Origin of the sequence: Cupriavidus sp. CuC1 (assembly GCF_044627735.1) — a bacterium.
In the GTDB taxonomy this organism is placed as follows: Bacteria; Pseudomonadota; Gammaproteobacteria; order Burkholderiales; family Burkholderiaceae; genus Cupriavidus; species Cupriavidus ulmosensis.
In genome coordinates this window covers 25,196-50,423 of sequence record NZ_JBIUHC010000025.1, presented here as the reverse complement: position 1 = coordinate 50,423, position 25,228 = coordinate 25,196, and the positions used below count along the sequence as shown (strand labels likewise).

The 25,228-nt window shown below is 66.3% G+C and carries 20 protein-coding genes; 7 read left to right on the top strand and 13 right to left on the bottom strand.

Annotated features, from left to right (window positions below):
* Window positions 1-281 precede the first annotated feature (281 nt).
* Window positions 282-551, top strand: a complete 270-nt coding sequence (locus ACGLHR_RS13560; RefSeq protein WP_400094421.1) for a hypothetical protein — start codon at window positions 282-284, stop codon at window positions 549-551.
* Window positions 552-565: 14 nt separating this feature from the next.
* Here the strand turns inward: ACGLHR_RS13560 and pgeF are convergent, their stop codons facing one another.
* Both pgeF and ACGLHR_RS13550 read right to left on the bottom strand, forming a co-directional pair.
* Window positions 566-1,357 (bottom strand): peptidoglycan editing factor PgeF, encoded by a 792-nt coding sequence (pgeF, locus tag ACGLHR_RS13555; protein WP_400094420.1) that lies wholly within the window; start codon window positions 1,355-1,357, stop codon window positions 566-568.
* Window positions 1,347-2,564 (bottom strand): RluA family pseudouridine synthase, encoded by a 1,218-nt coding sequence (locus ACGLHR_RS13550; protein ID WP_400094419.1) that lies wholly within the window; start codon window positions 2,562-2,564, stop codon window positions 1,347-1,349. The genes pgeF and ACGLHR_RS13550 overlap by 11 nt, the downstream gene beginning before the upstream one ends.
* A 16-nt stretch (window positions 2,565-2,580) precedes the next feature.
* Here ACGLHR_RS13550 and ACGLHR_RS13545 point away from each other — a divergent pair, with 16 nt between their 5' ends.
* Window positions 2,581-3,411 carry an outer membrane protein assembly factor BamD gene (locus tag ACGLHR_RS13545; RefSeq protein ID WP_318232621.1) on the top strand — a complete coding sequence of 277 codons (831 nt, stop codon included), beginning with the start codon at window positions 2,581-2,583 and terminating at the stop codon, window positions 3,409-3,411.
* Between the two features lie 116 nt (window positions 3,412-3,527).
* Here the strand turns inward: ACGLHR_RS13545 and ACGLHR_RS13540 are convergent, their stop codons facing one another.
* The 3 genes from ACGLHR_RS13540 to ACGLHR_RS13530 all read right to left on the bottom strand — a co-directional run bounded on the left by ACGLHR_RS13540 (window position 3,528) and on the right by ACGLHR_RS13530 (window position 6,944).
* The gene (locus tag ACGLHR_RS13540; RefSeq protein ID WP_400094417.1) at window positions 3,528-5,723 is read right to left on the bottom strand and encodes an ATP-dependent DNA helicase; all 2,196 of its coding nucleotides are present in this window, start codon (window positions 5,721-5,723) and stop codon (window positions 3,528-3,530) included.
* A 50-nt stretch (window positions 5,724-5,773) separates the two neighbouring features.
* On the bottom strand, window positions 5,774-5,977 hold the full coding sequence (locus ACGLHR_RS13535; protein ID WP_267606279.1) for a DUF465 domain-containing protein: 204 nt from the start codon (window positions 5,975-5,977) through the stop codon (window positions 5,774-5,776).
* A 145-nt stretch (window positions 5,978-6,122) separates the two neighbouring features.
* The gene (locus ACGLHR_RS13530) at window positions 6,123-6,944 is read right to left on the bottom strand and encodes a hypothetical protein (RefSeq protein WP_400094415.1); all 822 of its coding nucleotides are present in this window, start codon (window positions 6,942-6,944) and stop codon (window positions 6,123-6,125) included.
* 201 nt (window positions 6,945-7,145) lie between these two features.
* Here ACGLHR_RS13530 and ACGLHR_RS13525 point away from each other — a divergent pair, with 201 nt between their 5' ends.
* Window positions 7,146-9,515 (top strand): Tex family protein, encoded by a 2,370-nt coding sequence (locus ACGLHR_RS13525; RefSeq protein ID WP_318232624.1) that lies wholly within the window; start codon window positions 7,146-7,148, stop codon window positions 9,513-9,515.
* A gap of 173 nt (window positions 9,516-9,688) precedes the next feature.
* Here ACGLHR_RS13525 and ACGLHR_RS13520 read toward each other — a convergent pair whose 3' ends face one another.
* The 8 genes from ACGLHR_RS13520 to ACGLHR_RS13485 all read right to left on the bottom strand — a co-directional run bounded on the left by ACGLHR_RS13520 (window position 9,689) and on the right by ACGLHR_RS13485 (window position 19,293).
* Window positions 9,689-11,587, bottom strand: coding sequence for a potassium transporter Kup (locus tag ACGLHR_RS13520; protein WP_400094414.1), 1,899 nt, complete (start codon window positions 11,585-11,587; stop codon window positions 9,689-9,691).
* A gap of 329 nt (window positions 11,588-11,916) precedes the next feature.
* Window positions 11,917-12,636 (bottom strand): ABC transporter ATP-binding protein, encoded by a 720-nt coding sequence (locus ACGLHR_RS13515; protein WP_400094412.1) that lies wholly within the window; start codon window positions 12,634-12,636, stop codon window positions 11,917-11,919.
* Window positions 12,633-13,454: an ABC transporter ATP-binding protein gene (locus ACGLHR_RS13510; protein WP_400094411.1), complete on the bottom strand. Its 822-nt coding sequence runs from the start codon at window positions 13,452-13,454 to the stop codon at window positions 12,633-12,635. Before ACGLHR_RS13510 ends, ACGLHR_RS13515 begins: the two co-directional genes overlap by 4 nt.
* Window positions 13,451-14,422 carry a branched-chain amino acid ABC transporter permease gene (locus tag ACGLHR_RS13505; protein WP_318232677.1) on the bottom strand — a complete coding sequence of 324 codons (972 nt, stop codon included), beginning with the start codon at window positions 14,420-14,422 and terminating at the stop codon, window positions 13,451-13,453. The genes ACGLHR_RS13510 and ACGLHR_RS13505 overlap by 4 nt, the downstream gene beginning before the upstream one ends.
* 58 nt (window positions 14,423-14,480) lie before the next feature.
* The gene (locus ACGLHR_RS13500) at window positions 14,481-15,347 is read right to left on the bottom strand and encodes a branched-chain amino acid ABC transporter permease (RefSeq protein WP_400094409.1); all 867 of its coding nucleotides are present in this window, start codon (window positions 15,345-15,347) and stop codon (window positions 14,481-14,483) included.
* Window positions 15,348-15,460: 113 nt separating this feature from the next.
* Complete coding sequence (locus tag ACGLHR_RS13495; protein ID WP_318232628.1) at window positions 15,461-16,642, bottom strand: ABC transporter substrate-binding protein; 1,182 nt, start codon at window positions 16,640-16,642, stop codon at window positions 15,461-15,463.
* Between the two features lie 144 nt (window positions 16,643-16,786).
* Window positions 16,787-17,602: an alpha/beta fold hydrolase gene (locus tag ACGLHR_RS13490; protein WP_400094459.1), complete on the bottom strand. Its 816-nt coding sequence runs from the start codon at window positions 17,600-17,602 to the stop codon at window positions 16,787-16,789.
* Window positions 17,603-17,619: 17 nt separating this feature from the next.
* Window positions 17,620-19,293, bottom strand: coding sequence for a benzoate-CoA ligase family protein (locus ACGLHR_RS13485; protein WP_400094407.1), 1,674 nt, complete (start codon window positions 19,291-19,293; stop codon window positions 17,620-17,622).
* A gap of 233 nt (window positions 19,294-19,526) precedes the next feature.
* Between ACGLHR_RS13485 and ACGLHR_RS13480 the strand changes: the two genes are divergently transcribed.
* The 4 genes from ACGLHR_RS13480 to boxA all read left to right on the top strand — a co-directional run bounded on the left by ACGLHR_RS13480 (window position 19,527) and on the right by boxA (window position 25,100).
* Window positions 19,527-20,465 carry a helix-turn-helix transcriptional regulator gene (locus ACGLHR_RS13480; RefSeq protein WP_267606270.1) on the top strand — a complete coding sequence of 313 codons (939 nt, stop codon included), beginning with the start codon at window positions 19,527-19,529 and terminating at the stop codon, window positions 20,463-20,465.
* A gap of 122 nt (window positions 20,466-20,587) precedes the next feature.
* Window positions 20,588-22,279, top strand: coding sequence for a 2,3-epoxybenzoyl-CoA dihydrolase (boxC, locus tag ACGLHR_RS13475; RefSeq protein WP_400094406.1), 1,692 nt, complete (start codon window positions 20,588-20,590; stop codon window positions 22,277-22,279).
* 62 nt (window positions 22,280-22,341) lie between these two features.
* Window positions 22,342-23,766: a benzoyl-CoA 2,3-epoxidase subunit BoxB gene (gene boxB, locus ACGLHR_RS13470; protein WP_400094405.1), complete on the top strand. Its 1,425-nt coding sequence runs from the start codon at window positions 22,342-22,344 to the stop codon at window positions 23,764-23,766.
* Window positions 23,767-23,864: 98 nt separating this feature from the next.
* Window positions 23,865-25,100, top strand: coding sequence for a benzoyl-CoA 2,3-epoxidase subunit BoxA (boxA, locus tag ACGLHR_RS13465; RefSeq protein ID WP_400094403.1), 1,236 nt, complete (start codon window positions 23,865-23,867; stop codon window positions 25,098-25,100).
* Window positions 25,101-25,228: the final 128 nt, after the last annotated feature.

Genomic DNA, 25,228 nt, shown 5'->3' with positions numbered 1-25,228 from the left:
GACATCCTCGGCTGGTGACGTCATGCGGTATGCTTGCCGGGCACGCCGCGCCGCGGAACCGGATCAGATCGGATCATCGCGACGAAGCCTGCGAATGCCTGCCAGCACACTGCCTTGCAGTGCATTCGAGGCCATTGTTGCCTTGCAATGTTATGCCTGTCAATGCGGAAAGATGCGCGGACCGGCGCTAACCGCAAAATGCGCTCAGCGCGAACCTGCGAGCCTCCCTTTGGCGCCACTCTGGCGTGGGAGCAAGCATGCACGAGAAGGATGAAATTCTGATGTACATCGTTGCAATCGGTTGGCTGTATGTGGTCCTGATGATGGCCATTACCGAGCATACCGTGGTCGCGGGCCTGGCCACGTTCGTCTTTTACGGCCTGTTCCCGGTGGCGATCCTGGTGTACATCATGGGCACACCCGGGCGCATGCGCCGGCGCAAGGCCGAAGAAGCGAGGCAGGCGGAGGGCGCGCAAGCGCACTCCGGCCCCGTAGCGCCTTCAGAATCCGTGGGATCGGTGGAACCAGAAAAGCCGCCTGCCCGGGACTGATGCCGGGACAGGGCTCAGGCGGCCAGCCAGACCAGGCTGGCCATGCGCCCCGTGACGCCGTCGCGTCGATAGGAGTAGAAACGCTGCGCGTCGCTGACGGTGCACGCGTCACCGCCGTAGACCGCGGTACAGCCGGCGCGGGCCAGGCGGATGCGGGCCAGCGCGTAGATATCGGCGAAGTACTTGCCCGCTGCGCCGGCGCGGAATGCGAGATCCACCTGCGCCGTTTCTTCGGCCCGCGCCTGGGCCAGGAAGGCCTGCCTGACCTCGGCGCCAACCTCGAAGGCATCCGGGCCGATGGCCGGGCCGAGCCAGGCCAGCCACTGGGCCTGCCCGCCTGCCTGCTCGCCCATGCGCGCCAGGGTTGCCTCGATCACGCCGCCACACAGCCCGCGCCAGCCGGCGTGCGCGGCGCCAACCACCGTGCCGGCACGGTCGCACAGCAGCACGGGCAGGCAGTCGGCGGTCATCACCGCGCAAACCCGGCCAGCGGTCGTGGCAATGCTGGCGTCCGCCTGCGGGACCACGCCACCGGCGGCAAACTGGTCCTCGGTGGCAATCGCGCAGCCGTGCACCTGCTCCAGCCAGCCCGGCACGGCCGGCAGCCGCGCGGCCAGCCGTGACCGGTTGGCCGCGACGGCGGCGGCATCGTCGCCCACATGGGTGCCCAGGTTCAGCCCGCCCGGGCTGCCGTCAGCGAGGCCATAGGGACCCTCGCTGACGCCGCCCTGGCGGGTGGTGGACACCGCGCGCACCCGCGCCGGAGCCGGCCAGTCGGGGACCAGCCAAGGCGCCTCAGTCGTCATCGCCGTATTCCCATGCACCGTCCTCGCCTTCCGTCCAGCCGTCGTCCTCGTCTTCGTCACCGGCACGGTCGAAATCGAGCGCTTCGATCGGCGCCTGCAAGTCATCGGGCGGCTGCGCCTCCCACGATACGGTCTTGCCCGTGGCCGGGTGCACCAGCCCAAGCCGGAAGGCGTGGAGCGCCTGGCGCGCCAGCGGCACCGGCAGCGGTGCCTTGATCGCCGGACGCTGGCCGCGCTGGGTGGCGGCGCGATGATAGACCGGGTCGCCCACCATCGGATGGCCGATCGATTCGAAGTGGACGCGAATCTGGTGGGTGCGGCCGGTTTCGAGCTGGCACATCACCATCGAGACATGGCCGCGCCCGAGCGGCACCGTGCCCAGCGTGCGGAAGTGGGTGCGCGAGGGCTTGCCACTGTTGGTGAGCACGATCGCCATGCGGATCCGTTCGCGCGGATCGCGGCCGATCGGCGCATCGATGGTGCCGGACTCGGGCGTCTCGCCCCACACCAGCGCCAGGTAGCTGCGCTTGACGGTACGCGCCTGCAGCTGGCGCACCAGGTCGGTCTGCGCGGTCAGCGTGCGGGCCACCACCATCAGCCCGGACGTTTCCTTGTCAAGCCGGTGGACGATGCCCGCGCGCGGCAGGCTTGCGGCCTCCGGGTAGCGGTGCAGCAGGCCGTTGAGCACCGTGCCGCCCCAGTTGCCGGCGGCAGGATGCACCACCAGGCCGGCGGGCTTGTCGATGACCAGCAGCGTGGCGTCCTCGTACACGACATTGAGCGGCACGTCTTCGGCCACGAAGGCGCGCGATTCGGCCGCCGCCTGCGGACGGACCACGACGCGCTCGCCCATCTGCACGGAGGACTTGGAGCGGCGCACCTCGCCGTCGACCAGCACCGCCCCGTTCTCGATCCATTGCTGCAGGCGGCTGCGCGAGAAGCCGCTGAGGTGGCGTGCCAACAACTTATCGAGGCGCTCGCCATGTGATGCGCCATCGACTTCAATCTCAACCGGCTGCATCTCCAATTCGATTGGGGATGCCTCCGCTCCCGCCTCCAGGCCGCCTAGCGCGGCCACATCGGTCAGGTCTTCCAGGTCCTCCACCTCGCTCAGGATGTCGGTTGAATCGGCAGCTTGCTGCTCGATGCCCTTGGCGGCGGTTTCCGGCAAGGGGCTTGGGCTATAATGCTTGATGCTATTTTTCATCCGGGATACGTTGCCCATGCAATTGATGAGCATGAAGCGCGCCAGCTGGCGCGCAAGAATTGGAGCGATTCTGCTCGCAGGCGGCTGCGTCATGCTATCGGCGTGCGGCCTGCTGTCGGATCAACCAGACGAAACTGCCGGCTGGTCGGCTAACAAATTATATTCGGAAGCCAAGGACGCACTAGATTCCGGCGACTTTACCCGGGCTGTGAAGCTGTACGAGAAGCTGGAGGGACGTTATCCCTTCGGCCGTTTCGCCCAGCAGGCACAGATCGATACCGCCTACGCCAACTACAAGGACGGCGAAAACGCCGCCGCGCTTGCGTCGGTCGACCGCTTCATCCAGTTGCATCCGAATCACCCGAACGTGGATTATGCCTATTACCTGAAGGGCCTGATCAACTTCAATGACAATTTGGGCTGGCTTGGCCGTTTTTCCGGCCAGGACCTGAGCGAGCGTGACCCCAAGGCCGCGCGCGCCGCTTATGACGCCTTCAACACGCTGGTCACGCGCTTCCCGGACAGCAAGTACACGACGGATGCCGCCGCGCGCATGCAATACATCGTGAACTCGCTGGCCCAGCACGAGGTCCATGCGGCGCGCTACTACTACCGGCGTGGCGCCTACCTGGCCGCCGCCAACCGGGCCCAGCAGGCGCTCAAGGACTATGACGGCGCTCCGGCCAACGAGGAAGCGCTGTACATCATGATCCGCTCGTACGATTCGCTGGGCATGAAGGACTTGCGCGACGATACCGCCCGCGTGATGGAAAAGAACTTCCCCAACAGCGATTACATCAAGTACGGGGAACGCCGCAAGGACAAGTCCTGGTGGGAAGTGTTCTGAAGTTCTGAACGCCAGCACATGCACTTGAGTACGCCGGTCGCGCCAGCGTCCCGGCAACAAAAAACCCGATCGCAAGATCGGGTTTTTTGTTTGTTGCTTGCCGCCGCGCAAGGCGGTCAATCAAGCGTGGCCTCGCCTCCGGCGTCGTCAGCGGCCGGCGCGCCTTCGCCATCGCGCAGCGACTCCAGGAAGCGGACCACCGTCTCGGCCTCGCGCGTGCGCTTGAAGGGCGGCAGGCTTTGCCAGATCTGGCGGCCGTAGGGCTTCTCCACCAGCCTGGTATCGCAGATCACCAGCACGCCACGGTCGGATTCCGAGCGGATCAGCCGCCCCGCACCCTGCTTGAGCGTGATCACGGCGTGCGGCAACTGATGCACGGCGAACGGGCTCAGGCCCTTCTTCTGCAGGACTTCCATGCGCGCCGCCAGCACGGGGTCGTCTGGCGGGGCAAACGGCAGTTTGTCGATGATGACCAGCGAGAGCGCCTCGCCGCGCACGTCGACGCCTTCCCAGAAGCTCTGGCTGCCCACCAGCACCGCATTGCCGAGTTCGCGGAAACGATCCAGCAATTCGGTACGGCTGGCCTGGCCCTGGACCAGCAAGGGCAACTCCAGGCCGCGTTCCGCGAAGGCCTCGTAAAGCAGGTCGGAGGCGCGCTGCACTGCCCGCAGCGTGGTGCACAGCAGGAAAGCGCGGCCGCCGGCGGCCTCGATCAGCGGCAGCGCGGTCTGCACCACGGCGTCGGTGAACTGCGGCGACTGCGGCGCCGGCAGGTCGCGCGGCACGTAGAGCAAGCCCTGGGTGGCGTAGTCGAACGGGCTGGGCAACGTTAGCGACTTATCCTTGTCCAGGCCGAGCTGGGCCGCATAGTGCGTGAAATTGCCCTTCACGGATAGCGTGGCCGAGGTGAAGATCCAGGCGCGCGGGTGCCCTTCGCGCTGGCGCGTGAAGATCGGCGCGATCGACAAGGGCGTGCGGTGCAACTGCACGGTCTGGGAGAACACCTCGACCCAGCGCACGGTTTCCGGTCCGAATGCCGCGCTGGCCGGGGCTTTTTCATCGCCCTCTACGGCGGCAGGCGGCGGCGCCCCCTTGGAATCGTTGCGCCAGGCGGCCAGCCGCTGGTCGAGCTCCACCGCGCGGCGATGGCACTGCTCCAGCGACTCGGCGCGTTCGGCCTGGCTTTCCAGCAGGGTCACGAACTCCGACAGGGCGGTTTCGAGCGCATCCAGCGTCTCGAAGAACGGCTTGCCGATGCGGGGATCCGCCTCGATCTGGCTCACCGCCAGGCGGGAATTGTCCCGGGTGAAGGCCAGGCGCAGGTCCCGCGCGGCGCGCTCAAGGGGTGCCGCGATCCGCACCCAGTCGGCGGCGTCCCGCGCATGCGAGAGGCCTTCGGCCACGGTGTCCCGCGCGAGCTCCAGCAACTGGCTGGTGGACAGGCTCTCGCCGAAAAACAGCGTGGCCGTATCGGGGAGCTGGTGCGCTTCGTCGAAGATCACCGTATTGGCAGCCGGCAGCAGCTCGGCCATGCCGGTGTCGCGCAGCACCACGTCGGCAAAGAACAGATGGTGGTTGACCACCACGATGTCCGCCTGCTGTGCTTCCTTGCGGGCGCGCATCACAAAGCACTCTTTGTAGCTCGGGCACTCCGTGCCGAGGCAGTTGTCGCGGGTCGAGGTGACCAGCTGCCAGACCGGCGCGTTTTCCGGCACCGAGGCCAGCTCGCCCTTGTCGCCTGACGACGTGACCTTGGCAAAGCGGGCGATCTCGCGCAGCCAGGCGGCATCCTGGCGCGAAGCCAGGCGGCCCTGGATCTCGGCCCGCTCCAGGTGGTAGTGGCAGAGATAGTTGGCCCGCCCCTTGAGCAACGCCACCGATACCGGCACATTGAGCGCTTTGCGCACCGTGGGGATATCACGCAGGAAGAGCTGGTCCTGCAGGTTCTTGGTGCCGGTAGAGAGGATCACCTTGCCGCCCCACAGCATGGCCGGAACCAGGTAGGCGAAGGTCTTGCCCGTGCCCGTGCCGGCTTCGACGATGACCGTATCCGCGCGCTCGATCGCCCCGGCCACGGCTGCGGCCATTTGCTCCTGCGCCGCGCGTGGGCGATAGCCCTCGATGCCGGTGGCCAGGGTCCCGGTCTCGGCAAAGATGGTGGCCAGTTGGGCGGCGTGCGAAGCCGCCGTGCCGGACGGCCCGGCGGCGCTGGCCGCCGGCGTCTCGGGCGCGTCAGGCGTATCAGGCGTAGCGGACTGATCAGACGGATCTGACGTTACGGTGGCGGCGGGCAGGTCTTCGGAGTCAGGCAAGGCGAGGCTTTTTGGCGAGCCGCTTCAAGAGCGGCCCGGGACAAGGGGAATCAGGCGGGCACGTCCGGCTCGAGCTGAAGCTGGAGCAAGGTAATCGCATCCTTGAGCTTGAGACGGCGCTTTTTCAGTCGGCGCAGTTGCAGCTCGTCATGCGAGGCATCAGCCGCCATGCGGTCGATCAGGTAATCGAGATCGCGATGCTCGATCTGCAGCTCCATGATCTGCCGCGATAAGGTATTCAGGTTGCGGTCCATCAGCTCTCCCGCTCAAGGCCGGCGCTGGGCGCCGGCGGGCCGGTACGGCAAGTGACGTGGGCGCGGCCAGGTGCATCGCGCCGACGTCTGGCACCGGCTATTGTCGCCGGTATTGCCCCCGGCTGTGGGCGCGGCGTCTCGCCGCTCAGAAACCGAAGGGACGCGGCGCGGACGCCGGCCCCTGCTGCTCCTTGGCCTTGGCACGACGCTCATCGACGTCTTTCTGCCGTTGCGCGGCATCGCGCTGCTTTTGCTCGTAGGCCTTTACATTTTCCTGCCGCTGCTTGGCCTGCTGCGCGCCCTGCTCCTGCGCGGCCTTGATGCGGGCGTCGAAGTCGGCTTGCTTCTTGTCATGGGCCTGCGCATTGGCGGCGCGCTGCGGCGCATCGGCCTCGTGCTGCGCATCGCGCAGTTTCTGCTCCTGCTGCTTGCGCTCGTAGCTTTCGCGGCTGGTGCGCTCGTTGGCGTCGCGGCTGGGCTGCTCCGCTTCGTACTGGGCTCGCTGGATCGCCTGTTGCCGGTCACGCTCGGCCGCCTTGAATGCGCGCTCCGCGTCACCGACCTCAAGCTCCCGCTTGCGCAGCACCTGCAACTCGGCACGCTGCGCGTCCTTGGCCTTGTCGATGCAATGCGTGACAAAGAACTTGTTGTAGCAATCGTGCTCCGCCGTGCCATAGCGATAAGTGGTCCAGGCACGCGAGTCGCTGATGGCCTTGCGTTCCGCGGCGAAATCCCGGGGCGGCGTTTGCGCCGCGGGCGCCGCGGGTGCCACTGTAGGGGCTTGCGCGGCACCAGGGGCCGCCTGCGCCTGGCCAAGCGTTGGCAGGAACAACGCCGCCAGGCCAGTGGCAAGCACGGCGAGCCGCACCTGCGCCGGCAGGAAGCGGGCCGCGCGGAGCACGGCCGGGGTGGCGAGGCGGTCGGGGAACGCGACCGCTTGGGCGGTCGGATGTGGCTTGACGATCATGCTCGGATTCTAACATCCGCCCCGCCGGTTGCCGCGCATGTTGCCACGCTTGTTGACATACAAGCCGGCCGGCATCCTCACGCCGCGCCATCGCCCCTGCGGGCACCCCGGGTCACGCAGGCAGCCCCCCGCCCCAAGCACCCCGCCGCGGGGCGCCAAGCTTGTGGCAAAATGCCCCGCTTTCGACCGACTGTTTTCCTGATGTCCACTCTGCCAGCTTCCGTCATGCAAAAGATCGTGTCGCTCATCGCGGCCGAACTGTCCGTCCAACCCCGCCAGGTGGCGGCGGCCGTAGAACTGCTCGACGAAGGCGCGACCGTGCCGTTCATTGCGCGCTATCGTAAGGAAGTGACCGGCAACCTGGACGACACGCATCTGCGTAACCTGGAAGAACGCCTGCTCTATCTGCGCGAGATGGAAGAGCGCCGCGCCACCATCCTCGCCTCGATCGAGGAACAGGGCAAGCTGACGCCCGAACTGCGCGCAGCCGTCGAAGGCGCAGAGACCAAGCAGGTCCTGGAAGATCTCTACCTGCCCTACAAGCCCAAGCGTCGCACCCGCGCCCAGATCGCCCGCGAATGCGGGCTGGAGCCGCTGGCGCTCGCGCTGCTGGCCGACCCCACGCTGGACCCGCAGGCCGAGGCCGCCAAGTACGTCAACGGCAACCCCACCGCCGACGGCGGCGTGCCGGACATCAAGGCCGCGCTGGATGGCGCGCGCGACATCCTGTCGGAACAGTTTGGCGAAACCGCCGAACTGCTCGGCAAGGTACGCGAGCACCTGTGGAGCAATGGCCTGGTCACCTCGTCGGTGATGGAAGGCAAGGAAGGCGCGGAAGAGGAAAAATTCCGCGACTACTACGAATACAGCGAAACCATCCGCACCATCCCGTCCCACCGCGCGCTGGCGCTGTTCCGCGGCCGCAATGCCGGCGTGCTGATGGTCAAGCTCGGCCTGGGCGAGGAACAGGACGCCATGGTGCCGCACCCGTGCGAAGGCATGATCGCGCGCCATGTCGGCATCCAGAACCAGAACCGCCCGGCCGACAAGTGGCTGGCCGATGTCTGCCGCTGGTGCTGGCGCGTCAAGGTGCAGCCGCACCTCGAAACCGAGCTGCTGACCCAGCTGCGCGAAACCGCCGAGGGCGAAGCCATCAAGGTGTTCGGCCGCAACCTGCACGAGCTGCTGCTGGCCGCGCCGGCTGGCCCGAAGTCCGTGATGGGCATCGACCCGGGCATCCGCACCGGCTGCAAGGTGGCCGTGGTCGACGCCACCGGCAAGCTGATCGACACCGCCACCATCTACCCGCACGAGCCGCGCCGCGACTGGAACGGCTCGCTCGCCACGCTGGCGCGCATGGCCAAGCAGCACAATGTCATGCTGGTCTCGATCGGCAATGGCACCGCCAGCCGCGAAACCGACAAGCTGGTGCTGGACCTGATGAAGGCGTTGCCCGAGGCCAAGCTGACCAAGATCGTGGTCAGCGAAGCCGGCGCCTCGGTCTACTCCGCATCCGAGCTGGCCGCCAAGGAATTCCCGGACCTCGACGTGTCGATCCGTGGCGCGGTCTCGATCGCTCGCCGCCTGCAGGATCCGCTGGCGGAACTCGTCAAGATCGATCCGAAATCGATCGGCGTGGGCCAGTACCAGCATGACGTGAACCAGCGCGAGCTGGCCCGCGCGCTGGACGCCGTGGTGGAGGACTGCGTGAACGCCGTGGGCGTGGACGTGAATACCGCCTCGGCCCCGCTGCTGGCCCGCGTGTCCGGCCTGAACACGGTGCTGGCGCGCAATATCGTCGAGTACCGCGATGCCAACGGCGCCTTCCCCAATCGCGCCGCGCTCAAGAAGGTGCCGCGCCTGGGCGACAAGACGTTCGAGCAAGCCGCCGGCTTCCTGCGCGTCAACGACGGCGACAATCCGCTGGACCGCTCCTCGGTCCACCCGGAAGCCTATCCTGTGGTCAAGCGCATCCTGGACCATATCAAGAAGGGCCTGCCGGATGTCATGGGCAATCGCGATGCGCTGCGCGGCCTGTCGCCGACCACCTTCACCGACGAGACCTTCGGCCTGCCGACGGTGCGCGACATCCTTTCCGAACTGGAAAAGCCCGGCCGCGATCCGCGCCCCGAGTTCAAGACCGCCACCTTCCAGGACGGCGTGGAAGACATCAAGCACCTGCAGCCGGGCATGGTCCTCGAAGGCGTGGTCACCAACGTTGCCGCCTTTGGCGCGTTCGTCGATATCGGCGTGCACCAGGACGGACTGGTCCACATCTCCGCCCTGTCCACCAAGTTCATCAAGGACGCGCACGAAGCGGTCAAGGCTGGCCAGATCGTCAAGGTCAAGGTGATGGAGGTGGACGTCAAGCGCAACCGCATTGGCCTGACCATGCGCCTGGATGACGAACCCGGCCAGGGCCCGGCGCGCGCGGGCCAGACGGACCGCGGCAATGCACCGCGCCAGGGTCAGGGCCAGCGCCCCGGCCAAGGCAAGGGCTTCGGTGGCGGCCAGCGCCGCGAGGAGCCGTCCGGCGCCATGGCGGCGGCCTTCGCCAAGCTCAAGCGCTGAGCATCGCGCGGCTGACGTAAAAAGCCCCTGTGCCATGCACAGGGGCTTTTTTTCTTGCCGCGGGCGATGCCCGAGGGCTACAAAATCCCGACGTCAAAGAATTTTGCAGCCCTCGGGCATCAAGTGAGGCTATCCAAGCCGAAACTACGCCATGCGAACCGAGGGCGCAGCCGTCAGATCTCCACCTTGGTCCCCAGCTCGACCACCCGGTTAGCCGGAATCTGGAAGAAGTCCGAGGGCTTGGCGCCGTTCTGATGCATCCAGGCAAACAGGCTTTCGCGCCACATCGACATGCCCGGCAGCTTCGACGGAATCACCGATTCGCGGGCGATGAAGAACGAGGTCTCCATCAGCTCGAACTGCATGTTGAGCTTGCGCTGGGCCAGGTCCAGCACCCGCTGCACATCCGGCGTTTCCTTGAAGCCGTACTCGGACTTGAGGATGAACACGCCGCCGCCAAGATCCTTGCAGGTCAGGCGATGGTCATCGTCCACATAGGGCACGTCGCGCGTGACAAAGCTCAGGAACACCACGCGCTCATGCAGCACGCGGTTGTGCTTGAGGTTGTGCAGCAGCGAGACCGGTACCGACTCGGTGTTGCCGGTCAGGAATACGGCCGTGCCTTCGACCCGATGCGGCGGGTGCGCCAGCAGGCCGCCGATAAACGGCTCAAGCGGAATGCCATCTTCCAGGCTGCGTGCGCGCAGCAGCTTGCGCCCGCTGTGCCAGGTCATCAGCAGGAAGAAGGCGGTGGCGCCCATCAGCAGCGGGAACCAGCCGCCCTCGGCGATCTTGAGCAGGTTGGCCGAGAAAAATGCCAGGTCGACCAGTAGGAACGTCAGGCCGATCAAGGTCACCAGGACCGGGTTCCACTTCCACACATTGCGCATGACCACGGCAGCCAGGAATGTGGTGATCACCATGGTGGTCGTCACCGCGATACCGTAGGCGGCCGCCAGGTTGTCGGACTTCTTGAAGGCCACCACCACGATCACCACCAGCACCAGCAGGATCCAGTTGATGACCGGCAGGTAGATCTGGCCGATTTCAGCAGCCGAGGTGTAGCGGATGCGCATGCGCGGCACGAAGCCCAGCTGGATGGCCTGGCTGGTCAGCGAGAAGGCGCCCGAGATGACGGCCTGCGAGGCGATCACCGTGGCGCCCGTGGCCAGCAGCACCATGGGCATCAGCAGGGGCTGCGGCACCATCAGGTAGAACGGGTTGCTGATGGCTTCGGGGTTCTGCAGCAGCATCGCGCCCTGGCCAAAATAGTTCAGCATCAGGCACGGCATGACCACCGCGAACCAGCCCGTGCGGATCGGCCGGATGCCAAAGTGGCCCATGTCCGCGTACAGCGCTTCGGCGCCGGTCAGCACCAGGAACACCGAGCCGAGCACCACGAACGCCTGCAGCGAATGCTCCATCAGGAAGGTCACCGCATAGTACGGGTTGACTGCCATCAGGATCGTGGGCACATGCATCATGTGGTACACGCCCAGGGCGCCGAGCGCCAGGAACCACACCATCATGATGGGCCCGAACAGCTTGCCCACGGCGGCGGTGCCGCTGCGCTGGATCATGAACAGGGCCACGAGGATCACCAGCGTGATCGGTATGACGAAGTGCGACAGCCCGGGCGCGGCGATCTCCAGGCCCTCCACCGCGGACAGGACCGAGATCGCCGGGGTAATCACCGCGTCGCCATAGAACATGCAGGCGCCGAAGATGCCGAACATCATCAGCAGCTTTGCCATGCGCGAGCGCGGCGCCGCGGTACGCAGCGCCAGCGCCATCAGGGCCAGGATGCCGCCCTCGCCGTCGTTGTCGGCGCGCATGACGAACATCACGTACTTGAGCGACACCACGATGATCATCGCCCAGAACAACATGGAGATGATGCCCATGACAGCGGCTTCGCTAAAGGGGATGCCGTGCTCGGTGCTGAAGCACTCCTTCAGGGCGTACAAAGGGCTGGTACCGATATCGCCGAAGACGACGCCGATCGCCCCGATCACCAGCGCTCGCTTGCTGGGACTTTCGACGAAATAATGACTGGATGCGGGCTGGGTCATGGATAAAGGTAAGGTTGAAAGGCTCGTGCAACGGCATCGGCGCACGGTATGTGCGCCTGAGATGGCGCAACGGCACCGCGCCGCTATTGCATTGCACAAACGCGCGCCATTCTAGATGAAGTGCCGGGTGACGACCACTAGGGAGCATCCTGCCTTGAGGAACCTGCCTGGTGCTGGTGACGTGGCAAGCATGCGAGGGAAGTCCCGCCTGGTCAAGCGCTTGCGCGGGGTGGACCACCAAATTGCATACGAATAGGGGGATTCGCACGTTGCTGCACGGCCACAGATTATGCGCATTTAGTCACAAACAAGCGCCGATCAGGCGCCGATCAGACGCCAAGATAGCGGTCCAGCAAGCCGGGGTCCACCGCCAGTTCGGCCGCAGGCCCGTTCATGACGACCATGCCCTTTTCCAGGACCACCACGCGATCGGCATTGGCCAGCACCGTACGGTAGTTGCGATCCACCACCACGGACGCAATGCCGGTGGCGCGCACGGTGGCAATGACCTGCCAGATCTCGGCGACAATGCGCGGCGCCAGCCCTTCGGTCGCCTCATCCAGGATCAGGCAGTCGGGGTTGGTCATCAGGGCCCGGCCGATCGACAGCATCTGCTGCTCGCCGCCGGACAGTTGCTGCCCGCCGTGGCCAAGGCGCTCCTTGAGGCGCGGGAACAGGTCCAGCACCCTTGCCTCGTCCCAGTCCATCCGGCCAGACGGCCCTTTGCGCGCCGCCATCAAGAGGTTCTCGCGCACCGATAGATTGGGGAAGATGCCCCGTCCTTCGGGCACATAGGCCACGCCCAGGCGCGCCACTTCATACGGCTGCGCGCGGGAGACGTCGCGCCCGGCGGCGAGGATGGTGCCCTTGCGCTGCCGCACATGGCCAAGCAGGGTGCGCAGCAGCGTGCTCTTGCCCATGCCGTTGCGCCCCAGCAAGCCCACGGTCTCGCCTGCGCCGACGCTGAAATCGATCCCGCGCAGGACATGGCTGCTGCCATACCAGGCATGCACGCCGCGTGCCGCAATCATCTCGCTTTGCGCGCTCATGCCGCCTGCTCCCCATGCAGGGCCGGTTGACGGGAGACTGCCCCGTCCTCGCCGTCCTCACCGTCCTCGCCCAGGTAAGCCTGCTGGACTTCGCGATTGACACGGATCGCGTCGGGATCGCCCGAAGCGATCACGGTGCCGTTGACCATTACCGTGATCCGGTCCGCGATCGAGAACACTGCCTCCATGTCGTGCTCGACCAGCAGCACCGCATGGCCATCGCGCAGCGAACGCAACAGCGCAAGCATGCGCGCCGACTCCTCCGCACCCATGCCGGCCAAAGGCTCATCCAGCAGCAGGACGGTGGGCTGGGTGGCCAGGCACATCGCCACCTCGAGCTGGCGCTTCTGGCCATGCGACAGCGCCGCGGCAACGGTACCCGCACAGCCAGCCAGGCCGGCGCACTCCAGGGCTTCGTCGCCCAGCGCGCGGCTGGTGCGGCAGCGCTGCGCGCCCTCCCACAGCCGCCAGGCCCGCTGCGTGCGCGACTGCGCCGCCAGGCGGCAGTTCTCGCGCACCGTCAGCGGCAGGAAGATATTGTTGCGCTGGTAGCTGCGGCCCACGCCCTCGCGCGCCAGGCGCGGCTGCGACCAGCCGGTCACGTCGCGCCCCTGCAATTGCAGCGCGCCCGACGAAGGCGGCAGTTCGCCCGACAGCATATTGATCAGCGTGGACTTGCCCGCGCCATTGGTGCCGATCACCGCATGGATCTCGTGCAAGGCCAGGTCCAGGTCCACGTCGCCCACCGCGGTGAGGCCACCAAAGCGGCGCGTCAGCTTGCGGGCCGACAAGACCGGTGCAGGTACGGGTGCGTTCATCGGGATCCTCCTTCGCGCCGGCGCGCGACACCACGGGCCAGGCTGATCAGTCCATGCGGCAGCAAGGCCACCGCCACGATGACAAAGCCGCCCATCAGCAACTGCCAGTGCTTGGTCAGCGTGCTGAACCACTCGGCGAGCAAGACGAAGGAGAAGGCCCCGAGCACCGCGCCCGCCAGGCTGCCGGCGCCACCCAGGATCACCATCAGCATGGCGTTGCCGGACTGGTGCCAGGACGCGATCTCCGGATTGACGAAGCCGTACTGGATGGCATACAGGTAGCCCGCCAGGCCGGCAAAGGTGCCGGCCACCACGAATGCGCCAAGCTGGTAGCGATAGGTGGCATAGCCGGCGGCACGCATGCGCTGCTCGTTATGCTTGATGCCCACCAGCGCATGGCCGAAGCGCGAGCGCAGCACCACCGCCAGCCCCGCCACCGTGAGCACCAGCGCGCCGAGCACCAGCCAGTAGAAATGCGTGACGTCGTTCACGTCGAACGGGTGCGCCCCCAGCAGGCCGAACTCCGGCCGGAAGTAGATATAGGTACCGTCGCTGCCGCCCGCGATCTTGGTGTCGTGAAAGACGAAATACACCATCTGCGCGAACGCCAGCGTGACCATGATGAAATAGATGCCGCGCGTGCGCAGCACCAGCGCCCCCACCACCAGCGCCAGCAGCGCCGCCGCGCCAAGCGCGCCCAGCAGCAATAGCCAGCCGTTGCCCGGACCGGCCTGCGGCGCCATCATCGCGGTGGCGTAGGCGGCCATGGCGAAGTAGGCCGCGTGGCCCAGGCTGACCAGCCCGGTGTAGCCGATCAGCAGCTGCAGCGACAGCGCGAAGATGGCCATGATCATGACCTTGCTGAGCAGCTCGATATAAAAACGCTGCCCATCCGAATTCAGCAGCAGCGGCAGCACCGCCAGCACCGCAAACGCCACCAGCCAGCCCAGTCCGCCCAGCCAGGGCATGGGCCCGGTGCGCGCGCGCACCGGGCCGTCCAATGCATTGGTATCGCTCGGCATATCCCTACCCCGCCTTGAACAAGCCCTGGGGTTTCCAGAGCAGGATGAGTGCCATCAGCAGATAGACCAGCACGCCGGAGGCCTCCTGCCAGAACACCTTGCCGAAGGTATCGACGAAACCTAGCAGCAGCGAGGCCACCATGGCCCCCTTGACCGAGCCGATGCCACCGATCACCACCACCACGAAGCACACGATCAGCACCTGGCTGCCCATGCCGGGATAGACCGAGGACACCGGCGCGGCGATCATGCCGGCCAGCACCGCCAGGGCCACGCCCAGCGCAAACACGAAGCGGTACAGCACCGTGACGTTGATGCCCAGCGACTGCACCATCTCGCGATTGGTAGCGCCAGCGCGAATCATCATGCCAAGCCGTGTACGGCGGATCACCAGGTACATGGCCGCGGCCACCAGCAGGCAGATCGCGGAGATAAACAGGCGATAGACCGGATAGGTCATGTCATTGCCGATCGGCAGCGACCAGTCGAGCATGGCCGGCACAGTCACGCCATGTACGTCGTCATCCACCAGGATGCTGCGCAGTTCCTCGAACACGAGGATGAGCCCGTAGGTCATCAGCACCTGCTGGAGATGCTCGCGCTCGTAGAGATAGCTGAAGAACACCCATTCCAGCACATAGCCGAACGCCACCGCCAGCACGATGCCCAGCGGAATGGCGATCAGCAGGCTGCCGGTCAGCCCGGCCAGCGTGAAGGCCAGGTAGGCGCCCAGCATGTAGAAGCTGCCGTGGGCGAGGTTGATCACGCCCATGATGCCGAAGATCAACGTCAGGCCGCTCGCGACAAGAAAGAGCAGCAAGCCGTACTGGATGCTGTTAAGGCACTGAATGAAGAAGGAAACGATATCCATGGATATCCATGCGGCAAAGCGGCAACTCGGTTGCGGTATGCGGCCCGCCAAGAGGCGCCGGGCCGGACTTCGGCCCGGCGCCTTGGCGGCGGCGGGCCACTGCGTTCAACCGCTCAAAGCCGGCAGCCGCGCGCGGGGTCGGCCAGCGCCTTCACCGCGACGCCGCCCAGCTTGTTCTCGCGGCCATCGACCTTGCGCAGGTAGAAATCCTGCACCGGATTGTGCGCCTTCGACAGCGTGAAAGCACCGCGCGGGCTATCCACCTTGGTCTGCTCCATCGCCTTGATGACCTCGGCCTTCTTGCTCATGTCACCCTTGACCGCGCTGGCGCCGGCAGCCAGCAACTGGGCGGCGTCGTAGCCCTGCACGGCGTACACATCAGGCTGCAGCTTGTAGGCCTTGGCGTATTCCAGGCGGAAACTCTTGTCGCGCGGGTTGGACAGGCCGTCGGCATAGTGCAGCGTGGTTTCGATGCCTTGCGCTGCGGCGCCCTGCGCCTCCAGCGTGCCGTCAGTGAGGAAGCCCGACGCGTAGAGCGGGATCTTGTCCTTGAGGCCCGCCGCGGCCCAGTCCTTGACGAATTTCACGGCGCCGCCGCCGGCGAAGAACACGAAGACCGCATCGGGCTTGATCGATGCAACCTCGGTGATCAACGCCTGGAATTCCACGTTGGGGAACGGCAGGCTCAACTCCTTCACCACCTTGCCGCCCTTGGCCTCGAAGGCTTCCTTGAAGCCCTTGACCGACTGCTCCCCGGCTGCGTATTTCCACGTCAGCGTGACCACTTTCTTCATGCCGCGCTCGGCCAGCACGTGGCCCATGGCGTAGCCCGGCTGCCAGTTCGAGAACGAGGAACGGAAGATATTGGGGCCGCACAGCGGGCCGGTGGCTTCATCCACGCCCGCGTTGGGAATGATCAGCAGCGTGTTGTTTTCCTTGGCCACCTTGACGATGCCCATCTGCACGCCCGAGTGCACCGTGCCCACCACCACATCGACCTGGTCGCGCTTGATCAGCTTGGTGGCGTTCTCCGGCGACTTGGCCGGATCGGACTCGTCGTCCACCTTGAAGTACTCGATCTCCCGCCCGCCCAGCTTGCCGCCCTGCTCCTGCACGTACATCTTGAAGCCATTCTCGATGGCGTTGCCCAGCGATGCATAGGTGCCCGTGTAAGGCAGCATGAAGCCAACCTTGATCTTGCCGGTGCCCTGGGCATTGGCGCCCGCGGCGAAGGCAAGGGATGCAGCGATGGCTAGGCATGCGGGGGCCAGCCCGCGCGATGTGAAGCGATGCATGGATGTCTCCTGGTGGTCAAGCCGACTTCCGTCGCCCGGGCCGGCATCGCCAGCCTGCGGGGCTCCCATCCGTTCGCGGCATTCGCAGACCTCGCTAGCTGCCAGACGGGGGAACTGCAGGCCGACGCGCATGGGGGCGCGGAATTATTTTAGGTATGAAGTATGTGCCGTTATAAACCTGACCGCCGCGTCCGTCAACGGCCCCGGCTGGTCGCGGTGTGGCGAGTGGCCGCATCGTGGGAGTTTAAGCAGGACGGTTTGTGGCGCATATCGATGGATACCCTCAATCTGCGCCATGGTGCCGTACTCGTCGTCCTCGCCCTGCACCGCCAGCACGGGACAATGGATCTCCGACAGCAACGGACGCAGGTCGAAGGCGCGGAACGCCGGATCGAGCCAAATATCGTTCCAGCCCCAGAAGGCGGAATCCACATCGTCGTGGTGGCGCGCCAGCTTGCTGCGCAGATCCGTCTGCAGGTAAGCCTCGCGCGTGGCCTGGATGCTGCTCACAGAGACATCCTCGACCAGGGTATGCGGCGCCAGCACGGTGATGCCGTCTACCGCCTGCGGAAAGCTCGCGGCATGGATCAGTGCGATCGAGCCGCCGTCGCTGTGGCCGAACAGCCAAGGCTTGCCACGTTTGCGGCCGGGCCCGATCTCGAGTGCGTCGAACAGCGCCGGCAGGGCCTCGCGCGCCTGGCGGTGCATATAGTCGACGCCCCACTTTTCCACGGCGGGACGCGGGGTCGAGCGCCCATAGCCATAGCGCGACAGCACCAGCCCGCGAAAGTCGCCGGCCTCGCACAGCATGGCGGGATAATCGCGCCACATGCTGATCGAGCCCAGCCCTTCGTGCAGGAAGACCACCAGCGGGCGCTCGTGGCGCTCTGGCCGCAGCCACTGGATCTCCACCTGGATACGGCGTCCGTCGAACGGGATTTCCACCAACTCGCTTTGCATGCCCTTGCCTTTCATCATCATTCGGTCGTTGCCGGCACGATCGCCGGCCCCGGTGTGGCGCCTGCGGTGGCCGCCTGCGCAGCCTCCTCGCGCTGGCGCAGTCGAAAGCGCTGGATCTTGCCGGTGGCCGTCTTTGGCAACTCGGCCACGCACTCGATCTGGCGCGGATACTTGTACGGGGCCAGCCGCGACTTGACGAACGCCTGCAGCTCCGCCGCCATGCCGTCGTGCCAGGACTGGCCGGGGCGCAGCACCACGAAGGCTTTCGGCTTGACCAGTTCGTCCGCGTCAGCCACGCCGATCACCGCGGCCTCCAGCACGGCAGGGTGCAAGGCCAGCACGGCCTCGACCTCGAATGGCGAGACGTAGATGCCGCCCACCTTGAGCATGTCGTCGCTGCGCCCGGCGTAGATGAAATAGCCATCCGCATCCTGCAGGTACTTGTCGCCGCTGCGGGTCCATTCGCCCACGAAGGTGTCGCGGGTCTTGTCACGGTTGCCCCAGTACATCAGCGCGGCGCTCGGGCCCTTGATAAAGAGGTCGCCGATCTCGCCCTGCGCGCAGGGCTGGCCCGCTTCATCGAGCAGCCTCAGCGCATAGCCGGGAACCGGCTTGCCGGTGGTGCCGTAGCGCACATCGCAGGGACGGTTCGACAGGAAGATATGCAGCATCTCCGTGGAGCCGATGCCATCGAGGATGTCGCAGCCAAAATGTGCGTGGAAACGGTCGCCGATATCCTTGGGCAGCGCCTCGCCCGCCGAGGTGCATACGCGCAGCGAAACGTCCGGCCGTGCCGGCAGGTCGCTCGCGGCCAGCATGCCGGCGTAGAGCGTGGGCACGCCGCAGAACACGGTCGGGCGTTGCTCGCGCAGCCGGCGAAATACCGCCTGCGGCGTCGGGCGTTCGGCCATCAGCACGGTGGTGGCGCCAACCGCCAGCGGAAAGGTCAGCGCATTGCCCAGGCCATAGGCGAAGAACAGCTTCGCCGCGGAAAAAACCACGTCATCCTCGCGCAGGCCAAGCACCTGGCGCGCATAGAGATCGGCGGTATGGAACAGGTTGCCATGCGTGTGCACGGTGCCCTTGGGACGCCCCGTGGAGCCGGACGAATACAGCCAGAATGCGATGTCGTCCGGCCGGGTGGCGGCAGCGCCTTCCAGCGGCACGCCCTGCCCGGCCATCTCGGCCACGCTCGGTCCCGGGCCGGCGCTGCCTGCATCCGGTGCGGCGAGGATCAGCGCGGGCGCGGTGCCAGCCTTGCCGATGGCATCGCGCATGACGCAGGCCAGCGGCGCCGAGACCACAGTTGAGCGCGCGCCGCTGTGCTCCAGCATGTACGCGTAGTCGTCGACGGTCAGCAGGGTGTTGACAGCCACGGGCACCACGCCGGCCAGCAGGCAGCCGAGGAACACCGTGGGGAAATCGATGGTGTCGAGCGAACACAGCAGCAGGCGCTCCTCGGGGCGGATCCCGGCATGCAGCAGGGCCGCGGCAAAGCGCCGGCTGCGCTGGTCGAGCGCGGCGAAACTGAGCGAGCCGGCATCGTCCACGTAGGCGGTCTTGTCGGCACGGCCCGCCGTCAGATTGCGCGACAGCAGGTCGGCGGCGGCGTTGTAGCGGGCCGGCAGCACTGAAATGGCCACAGCGGTCGCATCAGCCGCCGGGGACGGGGATGCAATTGGGGGCGTCATGTCTCCACTCCTCGATGCCGTCCCCCGGTCGCACTTCGCCTTGGGACGGAGTCAGGTTTGTCGTGATTCTTTGTGTTTTTTCTTCTTGACCTGCATTTGTCGATGCATTTTATTGCATATCAACTATTATGCAAGCAGAGAAATGCACTATATGACACGAAGGCTGCGTCCCTTATAATCGCAACCCCGATCCTGGCCCCAACCGATCTCATTCCCATCCGAATCCGCCCGCCATGCGCCGCGATCCAGACTCAATGCTGGCCCCCGACTCCACCGACGCCCGCCCTGCCGGCGAGCGCGATCCCTACCTGACGCAACTCGGCGAGCGCATCCGCTCGCTGCGCGCAGCGCGGGGCATGTCACGCAAGGACCTCGCGCGCGGCGCGGAGGTGTCCGAGCGCTACCTCGCCAACCTGGAAACCGGCACCGGCAATGCGTCCGTGCTGCTACTGCGCCAGGTGGCGCGCGCGCTGGATGTGCCGTTGCCGGTAGTGCTGGCGGAGATGGAAACGCAGCACGCTGCCGGTGGCCAGCCGGCCTCGGAGTTCTCCCAACTGGTGCAATGGCTGGCGCAACTGCCCGCGGCCGACCTGTCGCGTGTGCGCGAGGCTTGCCACCAAGCCCTGGCGCCCAGCGCGTCCCATGATGCGCGCCATCGCCGCATTACGCTGATCGGACTGCGTGGCGCCGGCAAGTCCACCCTCGGGCGGGCGCTGGCCGCGGCCATGGAAGTGCCCTTCGTCGAACTCAACGGTGTCATCGAGCAGGAAGCCGGCGCCAGCCTGGCCGAGATCCACTCACTCTACGGGCAGGCCGCCTACCGCCGCTACGAGATGCGCGCGCTCGAACGCGTGCTGCGCGAGAACGACCGCATGGTGCTGGCCACGCCCGGCAGCCTGGTCTCGGAGCCCTCCACCTTCAACCTGCTGCTGGCACGCTGCTACACGGTCTGGGTGAAGACCTCGCCCGAGGAACACATGGCACGGGTGGTGGCGCAGGGCGATATGCGCCCGATGGAAGGCAACCGCGAAGCCATGGACGATTTGCGCCGCATCCTGCTGGCGCGCACTCCGCTGTACTCCCGCGCGGACGTGACGATCGACACCAGCGGCCAGGATCCCACTACCTCCCTGCAAGCCTTGCGTGCCCATCTGCGAGTCATTGGCGCGTGATTGGCGCGTAATTGGCACGTGATTGGCGCCTGGACATCGCGCAAGGATTGCGCCGGCGGCCGTTGTGCACTATATTTCATCACGAAGGATGATCGACAATATAGTGCATAAAGGAGACCACGATGTCCGCCCCGGCCGCTCCCAACGATCCCACTGCCACCGAACAAGCCCCCGTCACCTTTGAGCGCGACCCCGCGCAATACCGCCACTGGAAACTGGCGTTCGACGGCCCGGTGGCCACGCTGTCCATGGATGTCGACGAGGACGGCGGCCTGCGCCCCGGCTATGCGCTCAAGCTGAACTCTTACGACCTTGGCGTGGACATCGAATTGCACGATGCCGTGCAGCGCATCCGTTTCGAGCACCCGGAAGTGCGCACCGTGGTCCTCACCAGCGCCAAGGACCGCATTTTCTGTTCGGGCGCCAACATCTTCATGCTCGGCAAGTCATCGCACGCCTGGAAGGTGAACTTCTGCAAGTTCACCAACGAAACCCGCAACGGCATCGAGGACGCCAGCCGCCACTCCGGGCTGAAGTTCATCGCGGCCTGCAACGGCACCACCGCCGGTGGCGGCTATGAGCTGGCACTGGCCTGCGACGAGATCGTGCTGGTCGACGACCGCTCCTCGGCCGTCAGCCTGCCCGAAGTGCCGCTGCTAGGCGTGCTGCCGGGCACCGGCGGGCTCACGCGCATCACCGACAAGCGCCGCGTGCGGCGCGACCACGCCGACATCTTCTGCACCACCACCGAGGGCGTGCGCGGGCAGCGGGCGCACGACTGGAAGCTGGTCGATGCCGTGGTCAAGCCGGCGCGCTTCGCGGAGCACGTGCAACAGCGCGCGCTTGCGCTCGCCGCGCAGAGCGACCGGCCTGCCGGCCAGGATGGCGTGAAGCTCACGCCGCTGTCGCGCAGCCAGGATGCGCACGGCTACCGCTACGACACGATCCAGGTACACATCGACCAGCATGCCCGCAAGGCCACGCTGACGGTATTCGGGCCGGGTAAGCACCAGCCGCAGACGCTGGCCGCGATCCTTGCCGCCGGCCCCGGCTGGTGGCCACTGAAGATGGCGCGCGAACTTGACGACGCCATCCTCACGCTGCGCGCCAACCATCTCGACATCGGCATGTGGATCCTCAAGACCGAGGGCGATCCCCATCAGGTACTGGCCACCGACGCCCTGCTGGACACGTATGCCGGCCACTGGTTCGTGCGCGAAACCATCGGCATGCTGCGCCGCACGCTGGCGCGCCTGGAGGTGTCGTCGCGCACCCTGTTCGCGCTGATCGAGCCGGATTCCTGCTTTGCCGGCACCTTGCTGGAGCTGGCCCTGGCGGCCGACCGCAGCTATATGCTGCATCTGCCCGACGCGCCGGACGACGCGCCGCGCGTGTTCGCCAGCAGCGCCAATTTCGGCCGCTATCCGAGCGTCAACGGGCTGACGCGGCTGGCCGCGCGCTTCTATCAGGATGAGGTGGCGATCCAGGCCGTGCAGGATCATATCGGCGCGCCGCTCGACGCCATCAACGCCGCCTCGCTCGGCCTCGTCACCGCCACGCCCGACGACATCGACTGGGAAGACGAAATCCGCATCGCCATCGAGGAGCGGGCCAGCCTGTCGCCGGACGCCTTGACGGGGCTCGAAGCCAACCTGCGCTTCGGGCCGGTGGAAACCATGGAGACCCGCATCTTCGGCCGGCTCACCGCCTGGCAGAACTGGATCTTCAACCGGCCCAACGCCGTGGGCGAGCAAGGCGCGCTCAAGGTGTTTGGCTCGGGCAACAAGGCCCGCTTCGACTGGGACCGCGTCTGAGCCCATCCACCCAGCCATCCAGCCGTCCACGCAACAAAAAAAACAAGACAAGGAGACACCCAGTGAGCATCGACTACAGCCAGAAGATCCCGAACAACGTCAACCTGTCCGACGACCGCGCGCTGCAGCGCGCGCTCGAACACTGGCAGCCCGCCTTTCTCGACTGGTGGCGCGACATGGGGCCCGAAGGCTCGCACCAGCACGATGTCTACCTGCGCACGGCAGTATCTGTCGATCCTTCCGGCTGGGCGCACTTCGACCACGTCAAGATGCCGGACTATCGCTGGGGCATCTTCCTCCAGCCCGCCGACCCGGCGCGCCGCATCCATTTCGGCGAGCACAAGGGCGAGGCGGCCTGGCAGGAAGTACCGGGCGAGCATCGCGCCAACCTGCGCCGCATCATCGTCACCCAGGGCGATACCGAGCCGGCCTCGGTCGAGCAGCAACGCCACCTGGGCATGACCTGCCCCTCGCTCTACGACTTGCGCAACCTGTTCCAGGTCAACGTGGAAGAAGGCCGCCACCTGTGGGCCATGGTGTACCTGTTGCATCGCCATTTCGGGCGCGACGGGCGGGAAGAGGCCGAGGCGCTGCTGGGACGGCGCTCCGGCGACGAGGACAACCCGCGCATCCTGGGCGCCTTCAACGAGCGCACGCCCGACTGGCTGGCCTTCTTCATGTTCACCCACTTCACCGATCGCGACGGCAAGTTCCAGCTCTGCGCGCTGGCCGAATCCAGCTTCGACCCGCTGGCGCGCACCACGCGCTTCATGCTGACCGAAGAAGCCCATCATATGTTCGTGGGAGAATCCGGCATCTCCCGCGTGATCCAGCGCACCTGCGAAGTGATGCGCGAACGCGATATCCAGGATCCCGCGGACGTGCGCGCCGCCGGCGTGATCGACCTCGAGACCATCCAGCGCTACCTCAACTTCCACTACAGCGTGACCATCGACCTGTTCGGTGCCGACCAGTCGTCCAATGCCGCTACCTTCTACAGCGCCGGGCTCAAGGGCCGCTTCGAGGAAGGCAAGCGCGACGACGATCACGTGCTCAAGGGCGACGTGTACCGCATCCTCGACGTCACCGACGGCCGCCTGGGCGAGCGCGAGGTGCCCATGCTCAACGCGCTCAACGAGGTGCTGCGCGACGACTACGTCAAGGACACGCTCGGCGGCGTGGCGCGCTGGAACAAGGTGATCGAAAAGCACGGCATCGCATTCCGCATGACGGTGCCGCACAAGGCGTTCAACCGCAAGATCGGCAGCCTGGCCAACGTCCATGTCTCGCCGACGGGCGAGCTTCTCACCGAAGCGCAATGGCAGGCGGGCGAGCGCAACTGGCTGGCGACGGACGAAGACCGCGCCTTCGTGGCGTCGCTGATGGGCCGGGTCACCGAGCCCGGCAAGTACGCCAACTGGATCGCGCCGCCGATGGTCGGCGTCAACCGCCAGCCGATGGATTTCGAGTACGTGCGCTTCAACTGACCCTGCAACTCACTCTGCAACTCACCCTGACTGACCCACAGGCAACATGCGGCGCAGCGCCGGCGCCAGACCGGCCGCGCGCCAAGGAGACCAAAGAGATGGGCGCCCCCGACATCATCAAGCAGCACCTGATCGACCCCGAGATCTGCATCCGCTGCAATACCTGCGAAGACACCTGCCCGATCGACGCGATCACCCATGACGATCGCAACTACGTGGTCAGGGCCGACGTGTGCAACGGCTGCGGCGCCTGCCTGGGGCCGTGCCCCACCGGCGCGATCGACAACTGGCGCACGATGCTGAAAAGCGAGGCGTATCCGATCGAGGCGCAGTTGCTGTGGGACGAACTCCCCGCCAGCCTGCCCTTGGCCGCGGACACCGGGTTCGAGAGCGCGCCGGATCCGGCTTCCCCGGAAACCGGGCAGGAGCCGCAAACCCAGCAAGTGGAAACCAGCCGGCATACCTCGCCCAAGGCGCCGTGGTCGGCGGCGCATCCGTCCGTCAACCTGCACGGCGTGCGCGCCCCCGTCACCGCCACCGTGGCCGGCAACTACCGCCTGACCGCAAACGACGCATCGAGCGATGTGCATCACATCGTGCTGGATTTCGGTCAGCACTTTTTCCCGGTGCTGGAAGGTCAGGCCATCGGCATCGTGCCGCCCGGCACCGACGCCACCGGCAAGCCGCACTACATCCGCATGTATTCGATCGCCAGCCCGCGCGACGGCGAACGGCCGGGCTACAACAACCTGGCGCTGACGGTGAAGCGCGTCGAGCAGGATCATGAAGGGCAGCCGGTGCGCGGCGTGGCATCCAACTTCCTGTGCGACCTCGCGCGCGGCGACGAAGTGCGCGTGGTCGGCCCGTTCGGCACCACCTTCCTGATGCCGAACCACCGCGAAGCCAGCGTGATGATGATCTGCACCGGTACCGGCTCGGCCCCGATGCGCGCCATGACGGAGCACATGCGGCGCAACCTCGAGCAGTTCGACGGGCAGCGCATGCTGTTCTTCGGCGCGCGCAATGCGCGGGAACTGCCCTACTTCGGGCCGTTGATGAAACTGCCGCCGAGCTTCCTCGATATCCATCTCGCCTTCTCGCGCGATCCCGGCCAGCCCCGGCGTTATGTGCAGGACGCCATCCGCGAAGCCGGCGCCCGCGTGGCGGGGCTGCTGAACGACCCGCACGGCCATGTCTATATCTGCGGCCTCAAGGGGATGGAAGACGGCGTGCTGGCTGCGTTCGGGGAAGTCTGCGCCAGCGCCGGCCTGGCCTGGAGTGAACTGGAAGCCACCATGAAGACGGAGGGACGGCTGCATATCGAGACGTACTGATCCGGCCGCGGGCCTGCTCCAGCGCTCCCGGCACCCTCGCAACTCAGTGCGCCGCAGAAAAGTCATATACAGGACAGGCGAGCATTCTGCAGTGGGCGAGGCCACCAAACCATGCAGATAGTGGTGGC